Origin of the sequence: Vibrio alfacsensis, assembly GCF_019670485.1 — a bacterium.
Taxonomy (GTDB): domain Bacteria; phylum Pseudomonadota; class Gammaproteobacteria; order Enterobacterales; family Vibrionaceae; genus Vibrio; species Vibrio alfacsensis.
The window spans coordinates 1,488,990-1,512,797 of record NZ_AP024165.1 but is presented as its reverse complement, the minus strand read 5'-3'; the positions used below and the strand labels follow the sequence as shown (position 1 = coordinate 1,512,797).

Annotated in this window: 22 protein-coding genes; 13 read left to right on the top strand and 9 right to left on the bottom strand. The window is 43.5% G+C overall.

What is annotated here, in order from left to right; translation table 11 throughout:
• Positions 1-178: 178 nt before the first annotated feature.
• The 3 genes from VA249_RS07340 to VA249_RS07330 all read left to right on the top strand — a co-directional run bounded on the left by VA249_RS07340 (position 179) and on the right by VA249_RS07330 (position 5,012).
• Positions 179-2,524, top strand: a complete 2,346-nt coding sequence (locus tag VA249_RS07340; protein WP_221069680.1) for an ATP-binding protein — start codon at positions 179-181, stop codon at positions 2,522-2,524.
• 2 nt (positions 2,525-2,526) lie between these two features.
• The gene (locus VA249_RS07335; RefSeq protein ID WP_221069209.1) at positions 2,527-3,405 is read left to right on the top strand and encodes a mechanosensitive ion channel family protein; all 879 of its coding nucleotides are present in this window, start codon (positions 2,527-2,529) and stop codon (positions 3,403-3,405) included.
• A gap of 170 nt (positions 3,406-3,575) precedes the next feature.
• Complete coding sequence (locus tag VA249_RS07330) at positions 3,576-5,012, top strand: IS1182 family transposase (protein WP_221067583.1); 1,437 nt, start codon at positions 3,576-3,578, stop codon at positions 5,010-5,012.
• Between the two features lie 161 nt (positions 5,013-5,173).
• Here VA249_RS07330 and VA249_RS07325 read toward each other — a convergent pair whose 3' ends face one another.
• Complete coding sequence (locus VA249_RS07325) at positions 5,174-7,210, bottom strand: sensor histidine kinase (protein WP_221069677.1); 2,037 nt, start codon at positions 7,208-7,210, stop codon at positions 5,174-5,176.
• Positions 7,200-8,651 carry a sigma-54-dependent transcriptional regulator gene (locus VA249_RS07320; protein WP_221069675.1) on the bottom strand — a complete coding sequence of 484 codons (1,452 nt, stop codon included), beginning with the start codon at positions 8,649-8,651 and terminating at the stop codon, positions 7,200-7,202. The genes VA249_RS07325 and VA249_RS07320 overlap by 11 nt, the downstream gene beginning before the upstream one ends.
• 363 nt (positions 8,652-9,014) lie before the next feature.
• Here VA249_RS07320 and VA249_RS07315 point away from each other — a divergent pair, with 363 nt between their 5' ends.
• The 6 genes from VA249_RS07315 (at position 9,015) to VA249_RS07290 (ending at position 13,982) form a co-directional block, all read left to right on the top strand.
• Positions 9,015-9,833, top strand: coding sequence for an ABC transporter substrate-binding protein (locus VA249_RS07315; protein WP_221069215.1), 819 nt, complete (start codon positions 9,015-9,017; stop codon positions 9,831-9,833).
• A gap of 6 nt (positions 9,834-9,839) precedes the next feature.
• Entirely contained in the window at positions 9,840-10,538 is a 699-nt protein-coding gene (locus VA249_RS07310; protein WP_128810899.1) for an ABC transporter permease, read from the top strand.
• 43 nt (positions 10,539-10,581) lie between these two features.
• Positions 10,582-11,301, top strand: coding sequence for an energy-coupling factor ABC transporter ATP-binding protein (locus VA249_RS07305; protein WP_221069673.1), 720 nt, complete (start codon positions 10,582-10,584; stop codon positions 11,299-11,301).
• Positions 11,279-11,866, top strand: a complete 588-nt coding sequence (gene mobA, locus VA249_RS07300) for a molybdenum cofactor guanylyltransferase MobA (protein ID WP_221069671.1) — start codon at positions 11,279-11,281, stop codon at positions 11,864-11,866. The genes VA249_RS07305 and mobA overlap by 23 nt, the downstream gene beginning before the upstream one ends.
• On the top strand, positions 11,863-13,641 hold the full coding sequence (locus VA249_RS07295) for a bifunctional molybdopterin-guanine dinucleotide biosynthesis adaptor protein MobB/molybdopterin molybdotransferase MoeA (protein WP_221069669.1): 1,779 nt from the start codon (positions 11,863-11,865) through the stop codon (positions 13,639-13,641). Before mobA ends, VA249_RS07295 begins: the two co-directional genes overlap by 4 nt.
• Before the next feature lie 74 nt (positions 13,642-13,715).
• On the top strand, positions 13,716-13,982 hold the full coding sequence (locus VA249_RS07290) for a DUF2960 domain-containing protein (protein ID WP_221069222.1): 267 nt from the start codon (positions 13,716-13,718) through the stop codon (positions 13,980-13,982).
• Between the two features lie 101 nt (positions 13,983-14,083).
• On the opposite strand, the gene nagK is transcribed toward VA249_RS07290, so the two are convergent.
• Positions 14,084-14,992 carry an N-acetylglucosamine kinase gene (nagK, locus tag VA249_RS07285; protein WP_221069224.1) on the bottom strand — a complete coding sequence of 303 codons (909 nt, stop codon included), beginning with the start codon at positions 14,990-14,992 and terminating at the stop codon, positions 14,084-14,086.
• Positions 14,993-15,167: 175 nt separating this feature from the next.
• Entirely contained in the window at positions 15,168-15,917 is a 750-nt protein-coding gene (locus VA249_RS07280) for a tRNA-uridine aminocarboxypropyltransferase (protein WP_221069667.1), read from the bottom strand.
• Positions 15,918-16,173: 256 nt separating this feature from the next.
• Between VA249_RS07280 and VA249_RS07275 the strand changes: the two genes are divergently transcribed.
• Positions 16,174-16,983, top strand: coding sequence for a sterol desaturase family protein (locus VA249_RS07275; RefSeq protein WP_221069665.1), 810 nt, complete (start codon positions 16,174-16,176; stop codon positions 16,981-16,983).
• Between the two features lie 26 nt (positions 16,984-17,009).
• Here the strand turns inward: VA249_RS07275 and VA249_RS07270 are convergent, their stop codons facing one another.
• Complete coding sequence (locus tag VA249_RS07270; RefSeq protein WP_221069866.1) at positions 17,010-17,390, bottom strand: hypothetical protein; 381 nt, start codon at positions 17,388-17,390, stop codon at positions 17,010-17,012.
• A 534-nt stretch (positions 17,391-17,924) separates the two neighbouring features.
• Between VA249_RS07270 and VA249_RS07265 the strand changes: the two genes are divergently transcribed.
• Positions 17,925-18,431, top strand: a complete 507-nt coding sequence (locus VA249_RS07265) for an NlpC/P60 family protein (protein ID WP_221069663.1) — start codon at positions 17,925-17,927, stop codon at positions 18,429-18,431.
• Between the two features lie 94 nt (positions 18,432-18,525).
• Here VA249_RS07265 and VA249_RS07260 read toward each other — a convergent pair whose 3' ends face one another.
• From VA249_RS07260 to VA249_RS07250, 3 genes are all read right to left on the bottom strand, one after another.
• The gene (locus VA249_RS07260) at positions 18,526-18,870 is read right to left on the bottom strand and encodes a DUF3802 family protein (protein WP_128810906.1); all 345 of its coding nucleotides are present in this window, start codon (positions 18,868-18,870) and stop codon (positions 18,526-18,528) included.
• A 143-nt stretch (positions 18,871-19,013) separates the two neighbouring features.
• Positions 19,014-19,976 carry a GGDEF domain-containing protein gene (locus VA249_RS07255; protein ID WP_221069661.1) on the bottom strand — a complete coding sequence of 321 codons (963 nt, stop codon included), beginning with the start codon at positions 19,974-19,976 and terminating at the stop codon, positions 19,014-19,016.
• Entirely contained in the window at positions 19,976-20,950 is a 975-nt protein-coding gene (locus VA249_RS07250; protein WP_221069660.1) for a response regulator, read from the bottom strand. Before VA249_RS07250 ends, VA249_RS07255 begins: the two co-directional genes overlap by 1 nt.
• 224 nt (positions 20,951-21,174) lie before the next feature.
• Here VA249_RS07250 and VA249_RS07245 point away from each other — a divergent pair, with 224 nt between their 5' ends.
• On the top strand, positions 21,175-22,041 hold the full coding sequence (locus VA249_RS07245) for a fructosamine kinase family protein (protein WP_221069233.1): 867 nt from the start codon (positions 21,175-21,177) through the stop codon (positions 22,039-22,041).
• A 372-nt stretch (positions 22,042-22,413) separates the two neighbouring features.
• Positions 22,414-22,608 carry a CPXCG motif-containing cysteine-rich protein gene (locus tag VA249_RS07240; protein ID WP_128810909.1) on the top strand — a complete coding sequence of 65 codons (195 nt, stop codon included), beginning with the start codon at positions 22,414-22,416 and terminating at the stop codon, positions 22,606-22,608.
• A 195-nt stretch (positions 22,609-22,803) separates the two neighbouring features.
• Here the strand turns inward: VA249_RS07240 and VA249_RS07235 are convergent, their stop codons facing one another.
• The gene (locus tag VA249_RS07235) at positions 22,804-23,418 is read right to left on the bottom strand and encodes a riboflavin synthase subunit alpha (RefSeq protein ID WP_221069234.1); all 615 of its coding nucleotides are present in this window, start codon (positions 23,416-23,418) and stop codon (positions 22,804-22,806) included.
• Between the last annotated feature and the right edge of the window lie 390 nt (positions 23,419-23,808).

Here is a 23,808-nt window from a genome sequence, read left to right as displayed (position 1 = left end):
ATTCTTATAGTGCGACCTTTCCATTCATTCCGTATGCAATCTTATTACTGTCCACCTTATTGCTTTAATGCGCTCATTAAGCGGATCGCAATATTCTCCTGCAGTAACTTACGAAAACTCGCATATGGCAATAAAACAACTACACTAACTCTAACCTTATAAGTTTTAAGAGAATTTTATGCATTCTATGGTGCGCATTTTAATGCTAATCGGCCTCGTACTTTCTTTGCCTGCTCATGCAAAGTGGGAGTATGAATTTCAGCCAGAGCCTCAAGTACAACCCGTAGCACAAGAAATTGCTCAGGAAATAAATCAATTACCTGAGCAATTATTCATGTCTGACCGTGATAAACGTAAAGTCAATCAACTGCTAAACGCTGTTATTCACGAGCAGCGTAAACAAACTCTGATTTTCGATGAGCGCTTAAATACCTTTCGTGAATCAGGTGGCGATAAGGAATGGTTCGATACTCAATCTGCGCATTTAACCCTTAACAGTCTTGGGCAAAGTAAAGAGCACCTATTAGAGTTAACAGACCCTATAACGCATGACAAACTCACCGGATTCGGCCCTTATGGTGTGACTCAATTTAAACAGGAGTGGCATCAGACCAAACTTAACGCCGAGTACTTACTGTACTTCCAAGTTCGTTCGTTTCAATCTCTGGTTCAAGAGATCCTTATTTCACCGATCCCTGTGGTGTGGGCAGGAATTAAAGTACTGTTCATCTATTTTGGTTTGGTGTGGTGGTTAACCAATAGTAAACGCATCATTACCCTGTTTCGAGAAACACAACTCGATAATATCGCCAAGCCCCCAATTTGGGTTCGCATGATTTGGTACATCAGCCGAGCGCATCGCGCAATTGCTTGGTTGATTGCGATTACACTCTCGCTTCGCGTACTTTCACAAATCCCAAGTTTACAGCACTTAATCATTCTAGAAATTTTTACTTGGTGGGTATTAGGCGGATCTATTGCGATCAGCTTTATTCTGGAGTTTGCTTATCGTAACAGTCGCAGTACTAGCCAAGAAGTCATTGCCCTGCGCCTTTCAACCATTCGTCGCTATGTATGGAGCGCTATCGTGGCGGGTGTCATTCTGCAAATTTCTATCCGGACGCTTGGTAAAGGCACCATTTACTCTTGGATATACAGCGCACTGTTTTTCTGGTTTGTGTTGGTGACGCTATCAGTATTGCGTCTATGGCGGAAGAAAGTCTTCGAAGTCGCAGAGAAGCTCTCTGAACGTCCCGTTTGGGTGAACTGGTCTATTCGCCGCAAAGACACTTTGTTCTTAAGCATCATCGGTACAGCAATTTGTGCGGTGTGGATTACGCTGCATAGCTTTAAACATCGTATCGTCGCCATGCTCTCTAATTACACCATGTTTAGCCAAGCATTGGCGTACTTATTCCGTATCGAAGTCGCCAAACAAACCGGCAACAACGGTACTGACACCAATCTAGTGCGCATTAAAGGTGATCAAGCGTTCGAATATGTTCTACCAGGTAGCGAAAACAGTGAATTGGTGGAGTACGCCTCAGATGAACTTAAACAGCTTTCGAAGTATCTACTGACAGACAGCCCCGCAGTGTGTGTTATTTCAGGTGAGCGAGGCATTGGCACAACCACATTCTTGCGTACGATCTTGAGTAAAGTTAAAAATGCCGAGCCACTTTATTTAAACTGCCCCTATGCCGGTTACAACGAGTTACTGAAAGAGTTAGCAACCTATTTAGGCCTGGAACAAGAAGCCACGGAGATACAGGTTCTTGCTCATCTACGCAAAAGTGACACGCCGTATCTCATTGCGGTTGATAATGCGCAGCGTCTAGTAAAGCCCATGGTTGGAGGGCTAAGCGGTTTAATCAAGCTGACTAACTTACTTCGTCGATCTAAAAAGAATCATCGCGTGGTTATCGCTATTGAAAAAGCGAGTTGGCGCTTTGTCGATCGTGCTCGCGGAGAGCGTCTTCTATTTGATTGGGTTGAGTTTATGCCTCGTTGGAGTGAAAAACAGCTTTGTGCGCTCTTTGATAGCCGAATTAACCAAGACGTAGAAAACCCAGTGACTTTTGATGGTTTGGTGGTTCCAAAGCAATGGGACCAAGAGGAGATCACCGAAGAAGAGCGTGCTAAACAAGGTTTCTATCGCATTCTTTGGCATTACGCTGATGGTAACCCTACGGTTGCTTTGCGTTTCTTCCGACTCTCTCTTCGTCAAAATAAAGAGACACAACACGTGGTAGTGCGTTTATTCCATGCTCCAGAGTCACAAGAGCTAGAAAAAATGCCAAAACCCATGCTGGCCGTACTTCGTTCCATTGTTCAGCTTGAAGTCGCGTCGCCAGAAGAACTGTCGGACTGTACTCAGCTAAGTATTGCAGAAGTCATTGGCACTCTTCGTTACTTCCAAAGCCGCGGTTTTATTGAGTGGGGAGAAGACAAAGCTCGTGTTTCTGACCATTGGTTCCGCCACATTACCAACGTTCTTGACCGTCAACATTTATTGGTGAAATAACGATGAAAAAACTACTCACCGTATTGGCTCTTTGTTTATTGAGCACCCCAGCATTGGCGACTGAAGAGATCGCGAGTGTGGACAATATCTCGCAAATCGCAAGCTTGATCCGTTGGAGTGGCGTGTTCTTTTCTATTATCGTCATTGCATGTACTTGGCTGTTACTTAAATTCATGAGTTCGATGGTAGAGAGCATCGGTAGCCAGTTTGTGCAATATCGAATGGTGCTGCAAAAACTGCAATCGTTCTTGCAATTCTTTATCTATTTAACCGCAGGCTCTGTCGTATTTATGATGAGCTTTCGCATTAATGACCAAATCCTCGCTTTGATTGGCGGTACGCTGGCCGTTTCCGTTGGTTTTGCGATGAAAGATCTCGCAGCATCATTCATCGCGGGGATGACCGTGATGGTTGACCGTCCGTTTCAGGTTGGTGACCGCGTCACGTTTGAGGGAAACTACGGCGATGTGATTGCGATTGGTTTGCGCTCGGTCCGTATGCGTACGTTAACCGATGACATCATTACCATTCCGAACAACAAATTCTTAAGCGAAGTGGTTGTCAGCGGTAACTACGGTGCTTTGGATATGCAGGTTGTGATCCCGTTTTATGTCGGCATGAATGAAGACATTACCCTCGCCCGTGATCTTATTCAGGAAGCCGCATCTTCAAGTCGCTATATCCACCTACCAAAGCCAGTAACGGTATTAGTGAAGCAGACGATTACCGATAACTACCTTGCGATTCAACTAACCTGTAAAGCATACGTAGTCGATACCGCATACGAGAAGCTGTTTGAAACCGATATCACTTTGCGTGTAATGAAAGAGTTTAAGAAGCACGGTATCAATCCACCGAAAATTGCTGTGCATACGGGATAAATGGGCACTACTGCTTATTAACCTCATTAACCTCATTAACCTCAACAACCGATTGGTCGGTACTAAAAGGGTCAGTGATTACACTGACCCTTTTCAGACTGCTGACAAAGGTCTAGCTTTCAAGCTAGACCTTTGATCTAATAGGGGTATCGAAATATGGATACTCCGACATGCTTCAAGAACCGACTCCGCAACAATACGAACTGGAAATGGTAACGATGGAACAGTTGGTTCCTAAAGACCATTTAGTGCGTAAAATCGATAATGCTATCGACTTTGAATTCATTCGTGATGAAGTCGCTCATCTTTATTGTAAAGATAATGGGCGTCCACCTGTTGACCCTGTTCGTCTCTTCAAAATCATCTTACTTGGCTACATCTTTGGCATAAAAAGTGAGCGTCAGCTCGTTAAAGAAATTGAAGTGAATGTCGCTTACCGTTGGTTCTTACGGATGTCATTAACAGAGAAAGTCATTCACGCATCTACTCTCAGCCAAAACCGCATTCGTCGCTTTAATGGCACGGATGTATTCGAACGTATTTTTATTAATATCGTAGAGCAAGCCATATCGAAAGGTTTGGTCGCGGGTCAAGAGCTCTTTACGGACAGTACTCATCTCAAAGCGAACGCCAACAAGAATAAACACACCAATAAAGTCACGGCGGTTCGCGCGAGTGCCTATCTTGATATGCTGGATGAAGACGTCACGTTAGACCGAGAAATAGCGGGCAAGAAGCCGCTTAAGGCTCGCGGATCAGAGTCAAAAACAAAGAATACTAAAACCAGTACTACTGACCCAGAGAGTGGCTTCATGACTCGTGATAATAAGCCACAAGGCTTCTTCTATCTCGACCATAGAACCGTTGATGGTCAACACGGAATTATCCTCGATACCTATACCACTGCAGGTAACATCAATGACTCACAACCTTACGTTCAACGCTTAGATTACACGCTTGCCACATTCCAATTGAACCCGATAGCTGTTGGACTGGATGCAGGCTACTTTACCGCCCCAGTGGCGGAGTCACTTGAACGTCGAGGTATTCTTGGCGTGTTCGGTTATCGACGCCCATCGAGAACGAAAAATACATTCAAAAAGAAACACTTTACTTACGACGCACAAAGAGACAGCTACCAATGCCCGAATGGTCAGGAGTTGCTTTATAAAACCACATCACGTGATGCCTACCGAGAATACCATTCAGACCCCAAAGAGTGTGCGTTCTGTCCAATGAGGAATGACTGCACTCAAAGCAAAAACATGAAGAAAGTGATTGCTCGGCATATCTATAGCGATGCAGTAGAGAGAGCAAATCAAATGCGGCTCTCTTCCTACGGAAAAAAGACTTATCGACGTCGAAGTGAAACCGTAGAACGGAGCTTCGCAGACGCCAAGCAACATCATGGTCATCGTTATGCTCGCTTTCGAGGTCTAGCCAATGTGCAAATGCAATGTTGGTTGGCAGCAGCAGCTCAAAACATCAAGAAGATAGCGTTGGTGATGAGTTATCTACGAAAAATGGGCTTAAACATGGCAGAAATAAGGCAAATACTTGCTTCTGTATGCCTATGTAATGAATGGAAACTTCTGCGCACGATATAACAAAAAATATCGCGATCGCGACCTACGGTCGCTTCCAAAAAAGAACCCCGCTTAAAAAGCGGGGTTCGTCATCAATCTGAAAAGGGTCAGTGATTACACTGACCCTTTTTCTTATCATTTTTCTGTGTGGCGATATCAGAATATCAAATTATAACAATAAGTTAAGCGATATTGGTCACTTCAAGCAGCAGCTCAGCTTTCTTCGGCAGGTAAATACTGAACGTACTGCCCTTGCCCCATTCCGACACCGCTTTTAACTCACCGCCAGTTTGGCTCAAAATACTTTGTGAAACGGATAACCCAAGGCCTGTACCATCTCGTTTGGTGGTATAAAATGGCGAGAAAATACGGCTTAAGTTTTCTGGTTTGATGCCACATCCCTCATCGGTAACATGAATCACCGTGCCTTTGATGTCGCCGTCTTCAACCCAATCTTCGCTGATAACCGTCAACTTACCTTGACCATCCATCGCATGAATCGCATTCATTTGCAGGTTCACCAGTATTTGCAATAAATGATGGCGATTTACCTCTACTGGTGTATGGGCTTGCAAGAGCGTGACAAACTCTATGTCTCGCTTCTTGGTACCCGTTTTCACCAAAGTGATACTCTCGTCGACAATTGGGTTGACGTGTTGCCACGTTATTTCATCCTGTACGCCACCTTGACGACTGTACTGCAACAAACTTCGCGTGATATTACGAATACGGTCAATCTGGGTATGAATGGCATCCAGCTCTTCTTGAACACGTTGAGCATCTTCTCCTAACTCAAACTGGATCAACTCTACATTGCCCAGTATCACTGCACTCGGGTTGTTGATTTCATGTGCAATACCAGCCGTTAGTTCGCCTAATGCAGCCAGTTTCTCATGTACAACTAACTTGTTCCGAGTCTGATTGAGCAATTGGATATGTAACTCTAGCTCTGCGGTTTTTTCTTCAAGACTCGCCGTACGTTTCTGAACTTTTCTCTCTAGCTCGTTTGCCGCAAATTGAAGTTCATTTTTACGCTGCCTTAGTAGGTCCAGCATGTTGTCAAACTGCTTCGCTAGTTGTGCTAACTCATGCTCATCGTCAAGATCCAGTGGTCCAATGCGTGTTTCTTTCCCCAATTGAATCATCTTAACAACGCGATGAATGTGTTCGATCGGATTAAATAACTCTCTAGACCCCCGATAAACCATGACTCCAGAAATAAAGAGCAACAGGACAGTAATAACACTGATTTCAACAATGTTGGTCATGTACGCTTTCACAAATGGCCACATCAAGTAACCGGTATAAAGCATGCCAATAACATTGTCGTATTGGTCTTTGATTGGCTGATACGCGGTGATATACCAAGCGTCATACACATAAGCACGATCGACCCATTGCTTACCCTCTGCCAGTACCTGGTCGTACACCTCGTTACTGACTCGCGTCCCTACCGCACGACCCACACGTTGGTCACTGTCCAGTGGTACGTTGGTGCTCACACGTAAATCATCCAAAAATACGGTAATTGTGCCTACAGGACGGAGTAAATCTTGATCGCCAAGATAGATAAGGTCGCGAATTTGGTCTACCAACATGGTACTGTTGTTTAGCAATATCCCGCCATCTAAGAAGCCGATCAAATCGTTCGCTTGATTGTATACGGGAATCACAGTGCGACTGACAAGACCGCGCACTTCTACGCTTCCATCTTTAAGAATCGGCACTTCTGCACGTTTCGCCAGATCTGGATCTAACCGCTCTAACTCCGCTTTATCTAGCACATCGAAGAAAGATTCCCGCTTAGTGAGATCCATAAAACGAAGTTTGTTTTTCATTGAATCAACACGTTGGAAAGACAGAAAATCCAGATCGTAACGTTTCTTTTGCTCTGTTACCCACGGCTGAAGCTTCGCCTGAGGAAGATTTTGATTGATGCGCGTTCTAAAGTCATAAGACTCAGCAAACGACTTAACGTAATTCGCCTGCTTTTGCTGCAGTAAGGTAATACTATTGTTGGCCACGCCTAGACGTTCAGATACATCGAGCAATGCGTTTTGCCATGTATAGTGGATAGACCAATAAATCGTAATCCCAATTAACGCAATAAGTGTCAAAAAAATAGGCGCGGAGGTAAGAATCAATAAGCGATATCTCACCATGGTTCTAAAGCGGTGTGTCCATTTGGTCACGCTTTTACTCTGCCAACTATTCGGCATATCCCTCGCCCTCAGAATCCCATTCTTTGTACTTGCGTTCTAACGTCTTACGCGCGACACCCAAATCGCGCGCGGCTGCCGATTTGTTACCATCATGCAGATTTACAATCTGTTGAATGTGCGCCTTTTCTACGTCTTTCAAGGTCCATGTGTTGGGATAGCCCTTGCCTGAAAATTCTGTGTGTTCAACACTCGTTGATTGAACATCGTTCTGTTCTGTTTGGTTAGGCGCATTTGTGATTACTGGCTTACCTCCGAGTTCACGCCAATGGTGTGCCGGTGGTTTGCCTAATAAGATACAGCGCTCTATTAGGTTTTTAAGCTCACGTATGTTGCCCGGCCATTCATATTCGCTCATGGCTTCCATATCTTCGTGTGCCCACTTTGGTGCTTGCATACCCAATTCACGGGTCAGCATATTGCTAAAGTAAGGAACCAGATCGAAAAGATCGGCTTTTCGTTCACGTAATGGCGTGACTTCAATTTTGAGAACGTTCAAACGGTAGTAAAGATCGCTACGAAAATGCCCTTTATTGACTTCTTCTTGCAGATTTCGGTTAGTTGCGGCGACGATTCGGACATCAATACTGATCTCTTTTTCAGAACCAACCGGACGAATGGTACGTTGCTCTAACACTCTCAATAGTGAAGCTTGCATGGACAATGGCATTTCACCAATTTCATCCAAAAACAAAGTACCGCCGTTCGCTACGCGAAACAGACCTTCACGTGACTTCTTCGCACCTGTGAATGCACCTGAAGTATGACCAAACAACTCACTCTCAAGAAGCTCAGGGGCAATTGCGCCACAGTTCAACGGAACAAAAGGGCCAGAACGTGCGCTCGCTTGGTGGATGCCTCGAGCGACTAACTCTTTACCTGTTCCCGACTCACCCTCTACCAAAACGGAAGCACGCGATGGTGCAAATTGAGTAATAAGCTGCTTTAGTTCATGGGTTTTATCGGAGCTGCCAATGATTTCTGAATTGTTGTAGCGCTGATAATCACGCTTCATGACATATTGCATGCGTTCATTCAAACGGCGATCCATACATCGACTGACGGCTTTAAGCATTTGCTCTAAGTTAAAGGGTTTAAGGATAAAATCTGATGCCCCCAACTGAAGTGCACGAATGGCAATTTCTAAATCCGCATAACCGGTCATAAAAATAACATCGGCGCGTTTGTCGTCATCTTCAAACGCCTCTTCCCACTCTATCCCTGAACGACCTGGTAAATTAATATCTAACAGGATCAAATCGTAATGGCGTGCACAACGTAATACTTCTGCTTCTTCGATGCTTCCTGCGGTATCGACTTGCGAAAATAATTTACCCAAAGCTTTTTTCAGGATTGCTTGCATGCCGAGTTCGTCATCGACGACGAGTACTGAAAATGCGTTATATTGTTGATGTGTACTAATATGGGATTGAGTAGACATATTTACCCCAGTTGGATTCAGATGGGACAGAGTGTACCAAGTTTGAGTCGAGATACCCTACAAAAAGTGCGACATTTTGTACCAACTCTAATTTTTATGCAAATAAGTCCATGAATTAGCGCATAAATCCAACCTTTTTCGCTTGTAAAATGTTGGCATCTTGTTTGCTATAAAGAGATTCCAAATGACCTCAGGATGTGGGACTGCTTTTGGCACAATAAACCGTGCTTAGGGGGCAATACCCAGCCACATTCTCTCACCCTAAGGTGACTTATAATTTGAGCGCGCTCTGACGCTCTGGCGACTTCTTCAGTTTATCTAGACTCTAGAAGCCAAAAATCATTGGAAAGGAAACAAATAAAAATGAAAAAAATTGCGCTGACATTGGCCGCAACGTCAATCACTCTTGTAAGCTACTCTACTTTTGCGGCTCAAGATGGCGAACACATTCGTCTGGCTACTACGACAAGCACTTATCACTCAGGCCTACTGGACTACCTCCTTCCACAATTTGAAAAAGACACCGGTTACAAAGTCGACATCATCGCAGCAGGTACTGGTAAAGCGCTAAAAATGGGTGAAAATGGCGACGTAGACCTAGTGATGACTCACGCACCAAAGGCTGAGGGCCTCTTTGTTGAAAAAGGTTACGGCGTTCTTCCACGTAAACTGATGTACAATGATTTTGTTATCGTTGGTCCTAAATCGGATCCCGCTCAAGTAAAAGACGACAAATCGGTATTGGACGTTTTCAAAGAAATTGCGGACAAAGATGCTGTCTTCATTTCTCGTGGTGACGACTCAGGCACTCACAAAAAAGAATTGGGTATCTGGGCACAAACAAAAATGGAACCTAACTTTGGTGGCTACCGCAGTGTAGGTCAAGGTATGGGTCCAACACTCACCATGGCGGCAGAAATGCAAGGTTACACTATGTCAGACCGTGGTACTTGGCTGGCTTACCAAAACAAACTGGATCTTGCGATCCTTTTCCAAGGCGACAAAGCACTGTTCAACCCATACCAAGTTATTTTGGTCAATCCAGAGCGATACCCAACCATCAATTACCAAGGTGCAAAAGCATTCAGTGATTGGTTGGTGAATCCTCGTGGTCAGGAGCTGATTAATAGCTTCCGTCTCAACGGGAAACAGTTGTTTGTTGCGGATGCTGAGAGCAAATAACGCAATATGAATCTTGCTGATACGACACTGGAAGCCCTGCGCTTATTAGTGAATTTTGATGCAGACCTATGGGAGATCGTCGCGGTCTCCTTTAGTGTTTCTATTACGGCAATATCTTTAGTGATATTACCATCAATCTTGATGTCTTTCGTCCTCGCCTATACCGACTTTCGTGGTAAATGGTTTTTGTTGTCGATTGTGAACACCTTGCAAGCCGTACCCACCGTTGTGATCGGCTTATTGCTTTACATGCTGCTATCGCGGGCTGGCCCTTGGGGAGGCTGGCAAATGCTGTTTACCCAAAAGGCGATGATCTTCGGTCAAATGATCATCTGTTTTCCAGTTCTCGTGTCGATGATGCACGGTGCGCTGCAATCAAGTGATCGCCGTATTGTGGAAACCGCAATTACGTTAGGCGTCTCGATGCCGCGTATCGCTGCTACTATGATCTGGGAGACTCGATTTCCTATTATGGCAGCGGTTATCGCGGGATTTTCACGTATCGTGACCGAGGTGGGCTGCTCAATGATGATTGGGGGCAACATTATGGGTGTGACACGAAATATACCCACTGCAATTGCATTAGAAAGCAGCAAAGGTGCGTTTGCACAAGGCGTTGCACTGGGAATTGTATTACTATCGTTAGCGTTAGCGCTTAACTTCCTCTTATCAAGCATGAGAGGCAAAGGCTATCTAAGAACATGAAGCAAGCAATCGACTCGCCTTCAACCCAATATAAGGGTGTATTATGACTATTAAAGTAACCGCCGAGCAGTTGTCCATGCGATTTAAGGAGCGTGTGCTTTTTCACATCCCTGAGCTTGCCATTGGGCCAAATGATGCGATTTACCTAAAAGGTGATAATGGCGTTGGTAAAACGACTCTACTTAAAATCCTAGCAGGCCTCTTGAAAGCCTCAACAGGTAAAGTTGTCGCACCAAAAGATACTTGGTTAAAAAAATGGACACGCCGCAACGGTCGTGTCGATGTTATTTACCTCCATCAGTCTCCTTACCTTTTTGATGGCACTGTCTTTGACAATGTTGTTTATGGAGTGAAATATCAACAAAATACCGCAAATGATAAGCGAGCACAGGTCATCAATGCATTGCGCATGGTCGGCTTGGAAACATTAGCGGATGAACATATCTCTGTTTTATCTGGCGGAGAAAAGCAGCGCGTGGCTATGGCAAGAGCGTGGATACTTAAACCGTCAATTCTATTAATGGACGAGCCGAGTGCCTCTCTCGATCAAGAATCTATTGAACGCCTTGTCATCATGGCAAAAGATCTTCTAGATCGTGGTTCTAGCATCGTGATCACAAGTCATCAAGCCAACGCATTGACGGATTTATGTAAAAAACAGTGGTGGATAAAAGACAAGACTTTGGTAGAGTCTCCACTGTTGTATGTCATACCAAAAGAAACATCCCAAGAGAACGCATATGCTTCAGCCAACACAAACTAGTTGGGTCATATTGGCTGGTGGACAAGCCAGCCGTATGGGTGGAAAAGATAAAGGTCTGATTGAATTGAATCAGAAGCCACTCATTGAACACGTTATCGAACGTTTATCACCACAAACTCCTCGCATTTTGATCAATGCGAACCGAAACCAAGACGCTTACTGCATCTATGGTCTCGTTTTTGGTGACCAATTTGCAAACTTCCCAGGACCAATGGGTGGAATCCATGCGGGCTTAGTCCATGCGGAGACCGATTGGGTTGGTTTTGTTCCTTGTGATAGCCCACAAATCAACACCGACCTGGTCGAGCGTTTCTGCCAAGCAGTAAAAGAAGATACTGATATATTGGTTGCACATGATGGTGATCATCAGCAACCCGTCTTCACGCTTTATCACAAGCGCGTGCTGCCAAAACTGACCGCGTTTTTAGAACGTGGCGATCGTAAGATCATCCTACTCTACAAAGAGTGCAACACTAGTTACGTTGACTTTAGCGACTCACCAAACTGTTTCGTCAACTTGAATACCCCAGAAGAACTGGCGCAATTTGGACAACTCGAATCATGAAACACACGCTAAACATCCCTATTCTTGGTTTTGCTGCCTACTCCGGTACAGGAAAAACCACTTTGCTTGAAGCATTACTACCGAAGTTGACCGAAGCGGGTCTGCGCATTGGTATGCTCAAGCACGCACATCATAACTTTGATGTCGACCAACCAGGCAAAGACAGCCACCGCTTACGCAAAGCTGGCGCATCACAAATGCTGATCTCTTCTCGTAACCGTTTTGCTTTAATGACAGAAACGCCTGAATCGGAATCAGAATTTGATTACTTACTGACGCGTTTCGATCAAGATAAACTTGATGTGGTTTTAGTTGAGGGCTGCAAAAACATTGCTTTTCCTAAGATCGAATTGCACCGTGAAGAAGTCGGCAAGCCTTGGCTTTATCCAAACGATGAAAACATCATTGCGATTGCTTCAGACAGCGGCGAATTGGAATCTGAACTGCCACAAATGAACATCAACGATCTTGAAGCAATTGCCCAGTTCGTTATTCAGTATGTTCAAGAAGCGAAAGCACCAAAGAGCAAAGAGAAAGAAGCCGCTTGCTGCGATACCCTCTCTCCTGCTTTCCTTTCCGTGGTTCAAGGCCAAGAAAAGATCCTATCTTTGGTGAACACGGTTACTGAAACCGAAGCATGTAAGATTGAAGATGCATATGGTCGTGTGCTTGCAGACCACGTGGTGTCCCCAGTGAATGTTCCGCAATACACTAACTCAGCAATGGACGGTTACGCAATTCGTGGCGATGACGTTGATCGTGACAGCTATCAAATCGTTGCTGAAGTGCTCGCTGGTCACGCTTACGACCAACCTCTTGAAACAGGTCAAGCAGTCAAGATCATGACGGGCGCTCCAACACCTATCAACGGCGATACGGTAGTAATGCGTGAACAAGCTTCCCAAAACGGCGACACTGTCACGTTCAATGGCGCGAGCATCAAACCGGGGCAAAACGTTCGCCAAGCGGGTGAAGACCTAGCAATGGGCAGCGATGTGTTTACCGCAGGGACTCGCCTCGCCTCTCCTGAGATGGGTATGATTGCTTCTCTTGGTTTTGGTGAAACGAACGTGTTCCGCAAGTTGAAAGTTGCTGTGTTCTCTACGGGTGATGAAGTGCAAGCGCCGGGCTCTGAGCAGAAAGCGAATTCAATCTACGATTCAAACCGTTTCACTATCATGGGTATGTTAGAGAAACTCGGCTGCGAGATCTTGGATTTCGGTATCCTAGAAGACAACGAGCAGTTGATGATTGAAGCGCTCGAAAATGCTTCTGCGCAAGCCGACGTCGTATTAACGTCTGGCGGCGTATCCGTTGGTGATGCGGACTACATCAAACTTGCATTAGACAAACTGGGTCAAATTAATTTCTGGCGTATCAACATGCGCCCTGGTCGTCCGCTTGCGTTCGGTCAAATCAACGATAAGCCTTTCTTTGGTTTACCAGGTAACCCTGTGGCTGTGATGGTTTCATTCATTAACTTTGTCGAGCCCGCACTGCGTAAGATGCAAGGTGAACAAGGTTGGAAGCCACTCAAAGTCAGCGCAATTGCGACAGAAAATCTGCGCTCTCGCCAAGGCCGTACCGAATTTAGTCGTGGTATTTACGAGTTAGACGAAACAGGTCGTTTAACGGTTCGCACAACGGGCAAACAAGGCTCAGGTATTCTGCGTTCAATGAGTGAGGCAAACTGTTTAATCGAGATCTCCCCGGCTGTTGATACAGTAAAATCAGGAGAAAGCGTGACAATTATCCCACTTCAAGGCAGAATCTAGCCCAACTTAAAATAAGAAGGTCAGCGTGTCTGGCCTTTTTGTTGATGACAGAAACACTTTTCAGAGAGACAGCTATGGCTCGCACCATTCTTTACACTTACAAAGACCAAGACAAAGAACTGACGTTCTCATACCAGCAACACCGTAACATTCAAGAAGCGGTTGCAGAAGCAGAAGGTATCGATATCACTGAGTTCCTAAAGATGGAGCAACAAATCGAAGCCGTATCTGACACTAAAGCGGTACGTAATTACCGTGATAACCATTTCAAAAAGTTAGGCTTTAGCAAAATCACATTGGCTCAAAAAGAAAACTTGGGCGTAGGTAAAAAGAAAAAATAAGCCTAGTGACAACAAGCTTAAAATACAAAAAGCCCGGTTTATCACAACAGGGCTTTCTTCAATGGTAATTTGTGCACTTTTCGTAAGTAAGACTTAAAAGCTTATTTAATATTTAGGAATGCCGCACCACGTACGCCACCTGAATCACCGTGTTTTGCTTTGATGATCTTCGGACATTTCGCTACAGAAAGCAGGTACTTAGGAATACGTTTTGGCATCTCTTCGTAAATCAGTTCGAAGTTAGATAGACCGCCGCCTAATACGACAGTATGTGGATCAACGGCCGTAAATAGGTTCGCAAAGCAAATCGCCAACAACTCCATAAAGCGTTCAACATGTTCCACCGCTTTTTCTTCACCGTCAGCATGAGCTTTAATGATATCGATCGCTTTCTTCTCTTCACCGTAATAATGAGCGTAAATCAACTCAAAGCCACGACCAGATAAGTAGCTATCTAAACACCCTTTTTTTCCGCAACCACAGCCCAACAGAGGCGCGTTATCACCTAGGTGGAACCATGCATCAATAGGAAGGCGAGTATGGCCCATCTCACCCGCAACGTGGTTACGGCCAGAAAAGATTTTACCATCCAATACCAAACCGCCACCAAAACCTGTGCCCAAGATCAAACCAAGCACTGATGGTTCGTTTTGAAGTTCTTCATCCCAGGCTTCAGAAAGCGCAAAACAGTTCGCATCATTTTCAATTTTAACGCTGCGACCAATCTTCGCTTCTAAATCTGCTCGAAGTGGCTTTCCTTTTGCCGCGGGTACGTTAACGGTAAGCACGGTTGCATCATCCGCGTCTTCCATACCTGGCAAACCAAGACCAATCGTTCCCTCGCAGCCAAATTCTGCATCGTATTTATTAACGAGACCAGCGATGGTTTCTACCAATAAATCATAGTTGTCTGTTGGGGTTGGTACACGTTCTGTAGCAACACGTTCAAGTTTTTCATTAAACGCACCAAACTCAATTTTAGTGCCACCGACATCAAAGCCGTAATACATGCAATTCTCTCCTAAAATGCTCAACCGACTCCCAAAATCCAAAATATAGGTACTGGAGTCAAACTTTAAACATTATCCATATCTGTACGCCTGCAAACCGTGACCCAATCCAGATTTATCCTCTCGTTAAAGCCAGTTGAACAACAAGCCATCAACAAAAACTCATTCCTTAGAGTTAGCTCTCGATTTTGGCCCATTCTTTGAAACGTTTCAGGTGTGGTCGAGACCAGTCGATTTTAGCCCTAGTTTTTGTCAGCATATAAGTTTCGCGGAACGCTTCAAACCACAATTGCAGACACTCGGAAGCTTGCTCCTCTCCAGCTTGCTTAAGCACCAATGTAGCCACCTCTGCCGTCGACAAATGCTGCTCATTATCTGACCTGCGCATCATGTATTCAGACAAGGATTCCGGCTCAATAGAAAGCACCGGTAAAGACTTAAGAAACTCAGATCGACGGAAAATCTTACGCGCCTCTCGCCAACTGCCATCAATAAAAACCAGCAGCCACTTTTTATTTGTCCCATCTGCATTTAACACGCGCTCAGGATTCAATCCATCCAATAAACGCTCGGACTCATCCACGTAATCTGATGGGAACACAATCACTGGCTGATACTCATCACTTTTTAGTAACGCAAGCATCTCTTCAGATGGTTCTGTGCGATTCCATTGATACACGTAAGTCTCTTGAATCGTATCAGCTATCAAGCGTCCGGTATTGCTTGGTTTGAACACTTCGTTTTCTGACACAATCAGCATGCAGGCAATATTAGATTCAATGTTCGGCTGAACGTCGCACAAACAATATTGCTCAGAGACCTGACAATAAGGACAGCGAACCACTTTACAACCACGAGCATTAAATGGCTTCGTTGAGATAGATTGACGGTGCTGGTATAAACGATGGAAAGCGTGAATTCTCATGGATAGAAAGTGCCAGTTGTTAGGGACTGTTGATTTTTCGCGGTGAAACTCAGCTTGAAAGGTCAACATACCCTATGAGTGCATGTATAAAATAGAACGCGATTCTACTTGCATCATCAATGAGTCTCAAGGAATCGTGGTAAGCGGGCTAACATCCAATTTAAGTCTACCGTTACACATAAGCCTTTCTTCTCAGTGAAAGATACCATGAAGTCTCAAGGTCTTTAGAAAAAGTGAATCAATCAAGGAAATTAGCATGACCGAAACTGCATTTAGTGACCCATCCTGGCTACGACTCAGTATCTTTATTGGGGTACTGATTCTTTGTGCCTTATGGGAAAACAAACTACCAAGAAGAAAGCTAACCGTCGATCGAGCATTCCGTTGGTTTAACAACCTCACACTGGTCGCGCTCAATAGTGTCGTTATTGCCGTTATTATGCCAATTGTCGCTTTTCAAGCAGCCGTCATCGCTCATGAAAATCAGTGGGGGTTGCTCAATGTACTTGCCTTGCCAAATTGGTTAAACGTGCTGATTGCCGTCGTATTGCTCGACCTCATCATCTACCTACAGCATTTAGTTTTCCATCGCATTAAACCACTGTGGAAGCTTCACCGAATGCACCATGCCGACTTAGATGTCGATGTCACAACAGGAACACGATTCCACCCTATAGAAATCTTACTCTCTATGGTGATAAAAATTGCGTCTGTGTTTGCTTTGGGCGTTTCCCCTATTGCCATCGTGGTGTTTGAAATTATATTGAATGCGAGTGCGATGTTTAACCATAGTAACGCCAAACTACCACTTATACTCGATGCGAAGTTACGCAAACTTATCGTCACACCAGACATGCATCGTGTTCACCATTCCGTTATTCCACAAGAAACCCACTCAAACTTTGGTTTCTTCTTATCTGTCTGGGATCGATTGTTTGGCACGTACCGTGCTCAACCGAAGTTAGGTCATGATGATGTTGAGATCGGTGTCCCGGAGATCAGAGACCAAACGGAACAACGCCTCGACAAACTGCTCACTCAACCATTTCGTTACGCTAAGAAATAAACAACCAAAAAAATCAACAACCAGACTTAACGGAATATCTGACGTGAATGGCGGTTCTTTTGCGAATTCCACAACCAAAACGACACGCCAATTGAAAATCCTAATAGCAGAGTCTGCCACTGCAGCTTTCCGGCATTCTCAAGTATACCTAGCCCATAATGAGCATAAGAATTAAAGCCGACGCTCGTCAGCAGAATAAATAACAGTAGAATTAAACCAGAACGGCGGTGCTTAATGAGCAAGTATACGGCAAGTAAATCAACGATCCCCAAAGCACTCCAATACAAATTTAACCAGGCTGGGGCAAAATGATATGGTAAGAAACCATCGACAATATTGTCATAAATATGGGTCACACCACCTACTGTCAGGCAAAGGCATAGGATAAATACTACGAATTTGTCCATCATCGTTTCCTTTCCTTATCTGAATGAATGCGCTAAGCATATAGAAATCAGCTTGATATTTATAATCTCATCACTATTTTTGAGATCGACAATGTCTTTCATCGATAGTGCTTGCTGAGGGCAGTAATCGTCACATTAAAAATAACAACGATACGTCCCCTATTTTTCTGTCCGCTTCTGATCAAAGCATAGCGTTTTGTTTCCTAACTCGCCGAAAAGCTTACCTTACTTCAACATTTTTTATTTACGGCCGGTATTCATTCGCGTTGACACGCAATTGAAGTGTTTCAGCTTTGAAACTTAGTATAGAAAAGGCTATAACAAGTGCTGCGATGGTTTAAAATGTCGTGCCAGTGACTTTTAAAATGCAAAGTACAAAATCATATTCTAGGTTTATCGAAGCGACGATAAGTTATATGACTTCGCTCATAAAATTTTACTCAGTACTTTAGGGTGAGTGATTTGGGTCGTAAGAATTAGATAGGGTATCGTATTTCCACTCATGCTGAGACAGCTTGGGTATATTGTTGACAGGTGGATGTTGTGCGTCGAGTTTATTTTCCTTTGATAATTAGTGCTTTTATAAGTGCATGTTCATCTGGGCCTGAGCCGGAATCGAAAGTGAACAGCTCCCAACAGTTGAACCAAGCGGTATCCGTTAATGAGTTACTCTCAGAAAATGTTGATTTGTTTCAATTTTATAGTGAGTGGCAAGGGACTCCCTATAGATTGGGAGGAACAAAAAAATCAGGCATAGACTGCTCAGCATTTGTTCAGAAAGCGTTTGTTGAGGCGTATCAAATGTCACTACCAAGAACGACGCGCCAACAATCTAAGCGAGGTATAAAGATGAAATGGTCTGATGCCCAACAAGGCGACTTAGTTTTTTTCAAAACCAATCGTTCGACCTATCACGTCGGTATTTATTTAGGCAATAAACAGTTTATGCACGCATCGACTTCGAAAGGTGTCATTATTTCAAGGATGGATAATCCATACTGGGCTTCTAAATTTTGGCAAGTGAGAAGAGTTACGCTGTAACCCTTCTAATATCCAACGCCCCTACTGAAGCTCCAATGTAGCTCCAACGTGAAAATCGAACGGAGTATAATTGAGGAACTTGGGAAGAGAGTCTCTAGTCGTATGTTGCAACTGCGGTATCAAACAAATTTTTTACTAGTGCAATGTATTCATCTAGAAATGCGATCTGTTCATTTGTCGCTTTCTTAGCCCATACACCGGCGAGTACTTCACTCAAGTCAGCAACAACAGCATCGGCTTCTTTTAGTAATTTGAAACGAACACTTGAATGCAGTTCAGGATTTTGTTCAAAAATCGCCATGATATTAGATGCAATCATGTCCGTAACCACATCTTCAATGCTTTCTGAACCCGTGTCACCCACTTCTGAAGTGAAAATATTCAAGTTAAGTGACAAATGCTCAATAAGAGCGAGGTATCCATCGGTTTCTACAACCACTGCGTTTCTCCATTTTGTACAAGCCTTCGAGGGTGAAAGCAAAATCGTATCAATAGTAAGACATATACCCACGTGACTTCAAGATGCAGAACTCAGAGCTTTGTCACTGATTTAAACTCAAATTCAACAAGATATACCCATAATCAATCTTGATTATGAATGCGCGTACAGTTTCTACCATTTTCTTTCGCTATATAAAGCGCAGCATCCGCAGACTTTAGCCATTGAGTATGGTTTTCAAAGCTGCATTTATACTCACATACGCCAATACTTACCGAAAAATTGATAGATTTATTTTCTACCATCACACACTCTTTTTCGATGCTAGTTCTTAACCGTTCGGCAAAATTGAACGCTTGCTCTTGATTTGTATTCGGCAGTAACACTGTAAACTCTTCACCACCAAAACGCCCGCAAACATCACTGCTTCTTGCCGTTTTCCTTAATAGCGAAGCGGTATGGCGTATCACCTCATCACCAGAGTGATGCCCGTAGGTATCATTTACTTTCTTAAAATGGTCAATATCAAAGATAACGAGTGAAGAGGTTCTGTCGATGACGCTCAATCGAGAAAACTCCTCCTTTAAGGATTGCTCCCAAAAAGCACGATTAAATAGCCCGGTCAAACCATCTTTACGACTGATTTCGGAGAGGTGTTGGTTTGTTTCACGCAGGTGGATACGATTTCTAGCCGTTTCTGAGACATCATTGACTTGGATTGCAATATGACTAATAGAACCAGACAACGAGTGCAATGGCGTGATTACGATATCTTGATACATCAAGTTGCAACTGTTTGATACCGGAGAAAAGTTATTAAATTTGAAAAGATAAGGTCTATTTTCCCAGCTAGAAAAGGAACGCGTTTCAAGCTCGGCGCTTGTTTTTAATTTTGTTTCTAGCCACGTTTTAGGCAGTTCTTCAAAATGATCAAACAAGCATTCACCTAATATATCCTGCGACAGCACACCGCTGTAGGACTGCATAAAGCTATTCCAAACGCACACTTTGTATTCACGATCTAACACGATGAGCCCTGAATCCATCGTATCTAAAATCTGGGTGACCCAATGAAAATTGGCAATATCCAACGATAAATCAGACATTAAATTGACTCCATGATTTCATAGATAATATCAACCGATGGCTTGTCAATAAGAAACAAAACTTCACACTCAAAATCGAGTTCCTCAGCCATATAGGTGTACTCCATAGTAAACAAATCACCCGATTCACATTTACTCTCATCATATGGAGTGAGTGTCTCTAAAATACTTGGTTGACGCATTGAAAACTGCTTATCTAACTGCGTACCTAAAGAGGTCAAAAATGATGACACAAGTAAATTTGAGACATTCAAAATGATCTCATTGTAGGGAGTGAACTCAGCCAAATAGCCGAGTCTTTCACCAATTTGGTTGATGTCATTTCCTCGCAAACACACTAGCGCTTCACCATGAATACCACCACCAACAAAGCGTTGAGCAACCGCAACAGAGCGATCTCGACTAATAACGTCAACGAGCGTCATATGTAACTCCCCCCTCGTTAACGGACCAACATGTGGGACAGGTAAGTGAATAAATTCTTGTAAGTGGTCAGCCATAATTGCGGCCCCTTTACCAAGAGCAATATTCGCAATTTCTCTAAACTTCACCAACGGAGATATTTCACGCTTGCCACTGCCGCTGTTCGGTGCCCGCTGTCCCCCATTTTCAGCATAACGTAAGCCGATTCGTTCATAGAGCGGGACAACTTGCTCCCTCGCTAAGGGTTTTGCGATAAAGTCCAACGCCCCGAGATCGAGACAGCGTTGCTTTGCCTCTTGCTGAATGTCTCCAGAAACGACCACAACTTTCGTCGGGTACTGGCTTACTGGTAGTCGTTTGAGTACTTCGAAGCCATCCATGACTGGCATGGTCAAATCTAAAAACAGAACGTCAATATTTTGTTCAGCTAGAATCTGTAGTGCTTCGGCTCCGTCTTGCGATTCCAACAGACGCATTGATGACTCTTGCACGATAGAGCGAGAGATCAACTTTCTTGCAACAGCAGAGTCATCACAAATCAGTATTTTCATGCAACGATTGGAACCCAAGTCAAAAAATTAATGATACTCGCTGTATCCAAATAGCTCCATATGATAGTTCGATAAATCATGAAGTTATAGGAGACATGATTCACACTTATGCACATTTACCCTTATCGCACACCAATTTGTTATCGAAGTTTGCGTCAAGTGGCGTCAATGTTCTGGCATTTATCCTAAACTATTGTTGGTCAAATAGATTAACGAGGTTTTGTATGTGGCAAGCAATATCGCAACAGCTCTCTGATACTTTGTTGTTCGAATTTCAAATCAAAGAGAAAGTAAGACTTTCTGGAGGGGATATTAGTGAAAGCTATATGATCAACGATGGCGAACAGCGCTACTTCGTTAAGATTAATGACCGAGAATTTCTCTCCAAATTTGAAGTTGAGGCGGAGAGTCTCCACCTTTTACGTGAAACATCGACCGTATTTGTACCTGAAGTCGTTTTAGTCGGAAAAACCAAAACACATGCGTTCATTATTTTGAACTACCTCCCGACCAAACCGTTGGATGATCCAAAGAACAGCTTCGTTTTTGGACAAAAGCTAGCCGAATTACATTCATGGGGCGAGCAAAAAGAATTTGGTTTCGATACAGACAATTACATTGGTTCTACATTGCAGCCAAATCAATGGCATAAGAAATGGAACGTCTTTTTTGCCGAGCAGCGTATTGGCTGGCAGTTGCAACTCCTAAAAGAAAAAGGCATTTCTTTGGTCGACATTGATGACTTTATTGGCGTCGTGAAACAGCTTCTTGCCAATCACACACCATCCCCGTCATTACTTCATGGTGACCTTTGGAATGGTAACTCTGCTCTAACTCCATTTGGCCCTATCTGCTTTGATCCTGCTTGCTATTGGGGTGACCGAGAATGTGACATGGCTATGACGGAATTATTTGGTGGATTCCAACAAGAATTTTATCAAGGATATGAATCAGTTATGCCTCTTCCTCCTGGTTACGATGACCGTAAAGATGTCTATAACCTCTATCATGTCCTTAACCACTGTAATCTTTTTGGTGGTCACTATTTGGAACAAGCACAGTCCACAATAAAGAAAATCATTTCTTATTGATTTAACAGGTAAATCACATTTCAAAATGTAAATTTTCGACGCAAATCACTTTCAAAATATCCCCAAGCTCAAATGCTGAGTTTGGGGTCAACTTTTGTACTTATTTCGACTCAATTAGCAACAACAACACCTAATATTCTAGTTAACTCTGCTTAGATTGTACCTCAACCTAAGAGGTGAGTGATTAAGGGCTGTATTTTCGTTATGCCAAAAAATTAGAAAACTATGTATTTGGAATTCTAGGCATTTAGAAATCTAAGTATTTATAAAACTAATTAATTATAGATCTACGTAACTATGAATCTACGTAACTATTGTTCCATGTAACTGTAGATCTAAGTATTAAAAGCCCTGCAATACGAGGAGTTTTGTATGCAAAATTATACTGAAAGACATGTAAAATGCCCCCATTGTGGGCACTCAATTGGCATTACTCTAGATGCGAGTAATGGAAACCAAGAATTTTATGATGATTGCCCTGCATGCTGTCATGCCATTCACTTAAATATGAAAGTGGATGAATTACATGACAAAGTAGAGCTGTTTATCGACGACAACTATGAATAGGAAAGCACACTAAATGTCGAACATGATTACCGGAGTCTAGACAACGTGAAATGAGCACCCTAGATTCACATTACCGATAAAGCATTGAAAAAAGGAGCAATCAAATGCTCCTTTTGTGTTTTACAAGTCACGCTCTTTTTACACTAAAACAAATGGTACACACGAAAGCAAATGGTACACTCAGGAAAACGGCAACTAAGCCAAGTGTTTCGCCGCAAGGACTCGTTCAACCGTATCGACAATGGCTTGTGTTTGAGGATCAAATTCAATATTCACCTTATCCCCCACCTTACGACCACCAAATAAGGTTCTTTGTAAAGTTTCAGGAATCAAATGCACCGAGAATCGATTATCCGTCACTTCTCCAATCGTTAGAGAACAACCATCTAAACCAATATAGCCTTTTGACAACACATACTTCATTGAACCCTCAGGCACTTCAAACCAAATCGTACGGTTATTGGGCGTATCAAGCACCTCTACAATCTGCCCCATGAGACTAATGTGGCCAGACATGCTGTGCCCGCCAATCTCATCGCCAAATTTTGCTGCACGCTCAATATTAACGCAGTCTCCAGACGTTAGTTCTCCTAGGTTCGTTAACGCTAGCGTGGCTTGCATCAAATCAAAGCTGACTTGCTCGCCCTCTATTTTTGTCACCGTCAAACAACAACCATTATGAGCGACCGATGCGCCGACCTCTAGTCCCTGCGCTAAGTGCCCTTGTAATTCAACGATATGAGTTTGAAAACGTTCCTTTTTATCAATGTGAACAATTTTCGCTGTGCCCTGCACTATTCCTGTAAACATCATCATTACCTATTTTTGAAGTACTGGCTTTGTACGTTTTGGTATTCGCTCTACGCCAATATCTATCTTGTGTATCGGTATATTTCGCGTACCTGCGTCAAACCGAGAATAATCGTAAATGCAGACGCCGAAAGTATGGTATCTATTCGAACAATTGTTTATTATCGCCGCGGAGTTTCTAGAGACATTTTTTCACCATATTGTAGTGAAAATCAACCACCCGTTTATCACATCTTCGTTCTCATGCACTCTAAAATATTTAGGAAAACGCGATCGGCTACGCTTCGCCAATTTTCCTTACACCCAATCAGTGACAAAGCTCTAGTTTATTAAACTTTTAAGCCACTGATGTATATAACGTTTTCATAATCACTTTTGTTCCACTCTGGA

Bases quoted from the DNA above. Each gene is read 5' to 3' on its own strand.
- VA249_RS07340 (WP_221069680.1), top strand. From the start codon at position 179: ATGCATTCTATGGTGCGCATTTTAATGCTAATCGGCCTCGTACTTTCT.
- VA249_RS07335 (WP_221069209.1), top strand. From the start codon at position 2,527: ATGAAAAAACTACTCACCGTATTGGCTCTTTGTTTATTGAGCACCCCA.
- VA249_RS07330 (WP_221067583.1), top strand. From the start codon at position 3,576: ATGCTTCAAGAACCGACTCCGCAACAATACGAACTGGAAATGGTAACG.
- VA249_RS07325 (WP_221069677.1), bottom strand. From the start codon at position 7,210: ATGCCGAATAGTTGGCAGAGTAAAAGCGTGACCAAATGGACACACCGC.
- VA249_RS07320 (WP_221069675.1), bottom strand. From the start codon at position 8,651: ATGTCTACTCAATCCCATATTAGTACACATCAACAATATAACGCATTT.
- VA249_RS07315 (WP_221069215.1), top strand. From the start codon at position 9,015: ATGAAAAAAATTGCGCTGACATTGGCCGCAACGTCAATCACTCTTGTA.
- VA249_RS07310 (WP_128810899.1), top strand. From the start codon at position 9,840: ATGAATCTTGCTGATACGACACTGGAAGCCCTGCGCTTATTAGTGAAT.
- VA249_RS07305 (WP_221069673.1), top strand. From the start codon at position 10,582: ATGACTATTAAAGTAACCGCCGAGCAGTTGTCCATGCGATTTAAGGAG.
- mobA (WP_221069671.1), top strand. From the start codon at position 11,279: ATGCTTCAGCCAACACAAACTAGTTGGGTCATATTGGCTGGTGGACAA.
- VA249_RS07295 (WP_221069669.1), top strand. From the start codon at position 11,863: ATGAAACACACGCTAAACATCCCTATTCTTGGTTTTGCTGCCTACTCC.
- VA249_RS07290 (WP_221069222.1), top strand. From the start codon at position 13,716: ATGGCTCGCACCATTCTTTACACTTACAAAGACCAAGACAAAGAACTG.
- nagK (WP_221069224.1), bottom strand. From the start codon at position 14,992: ATGTATTACGGCTTTGATGTCGGTGGCACTAAAATTGAGTTTGGTGCG.
- VA249_RS07280 (WP_221069667.1), bottom strand. From the start codon at position 15,917: ATGAGAATTCACGCTTTCCATCGTTTATACCAGCACCGTCAATCTATC.
- VA249_RS07275 (WP_221069665.1), top strand. From the start codon at position 16,174: ATGACCGAAACTGCATTTAGTGACCCATCCTGGCTACGACTCAGTATC.
- VA249_RS07270 (WP_221069866.1), bottom strand. From the start codon at position 17,390: ATGGACAAATTCGTAGTATTTATCCTATGCCTTTGCCTGACAGTAGGT.
- VA249_RS07255 (WP_221069661.1), bottom strand. From the start codon at position 19,976: ATGTCTGATTTATCGTTGGATATTGCCAATTTTCATTGGGTCACCCAG.
- VA249_RS07250 (WP_221069660.1), bottom strand. From the start codon at position 20,950: ATGAAAATACTGATTTGTGATGACTCTGCTGTTGCAAGAAAGTTGATC.
- VA249_RS07245 (WP_221069233.1), top strand. From the start codon at position 21,175: ATGTGGCAAGCAATATCGCAACAGCTCTCTGATACTTTGTTGTTCGAA.
- VA249_RS07240 (WP_128810909.1), top strand. From the start codon at position 22,414: ATGCAAAATTATACTGAAAGACATGTAAAATGCCCCCATTGTGGGCAC.
- VA249_RS07235 (WP_221069234.1), bottom strand. From the start codon at position 23,418: ATGTTTACAGGAATAGTGCAGGGCACAGCGAAAATTGTTCACATTGAT.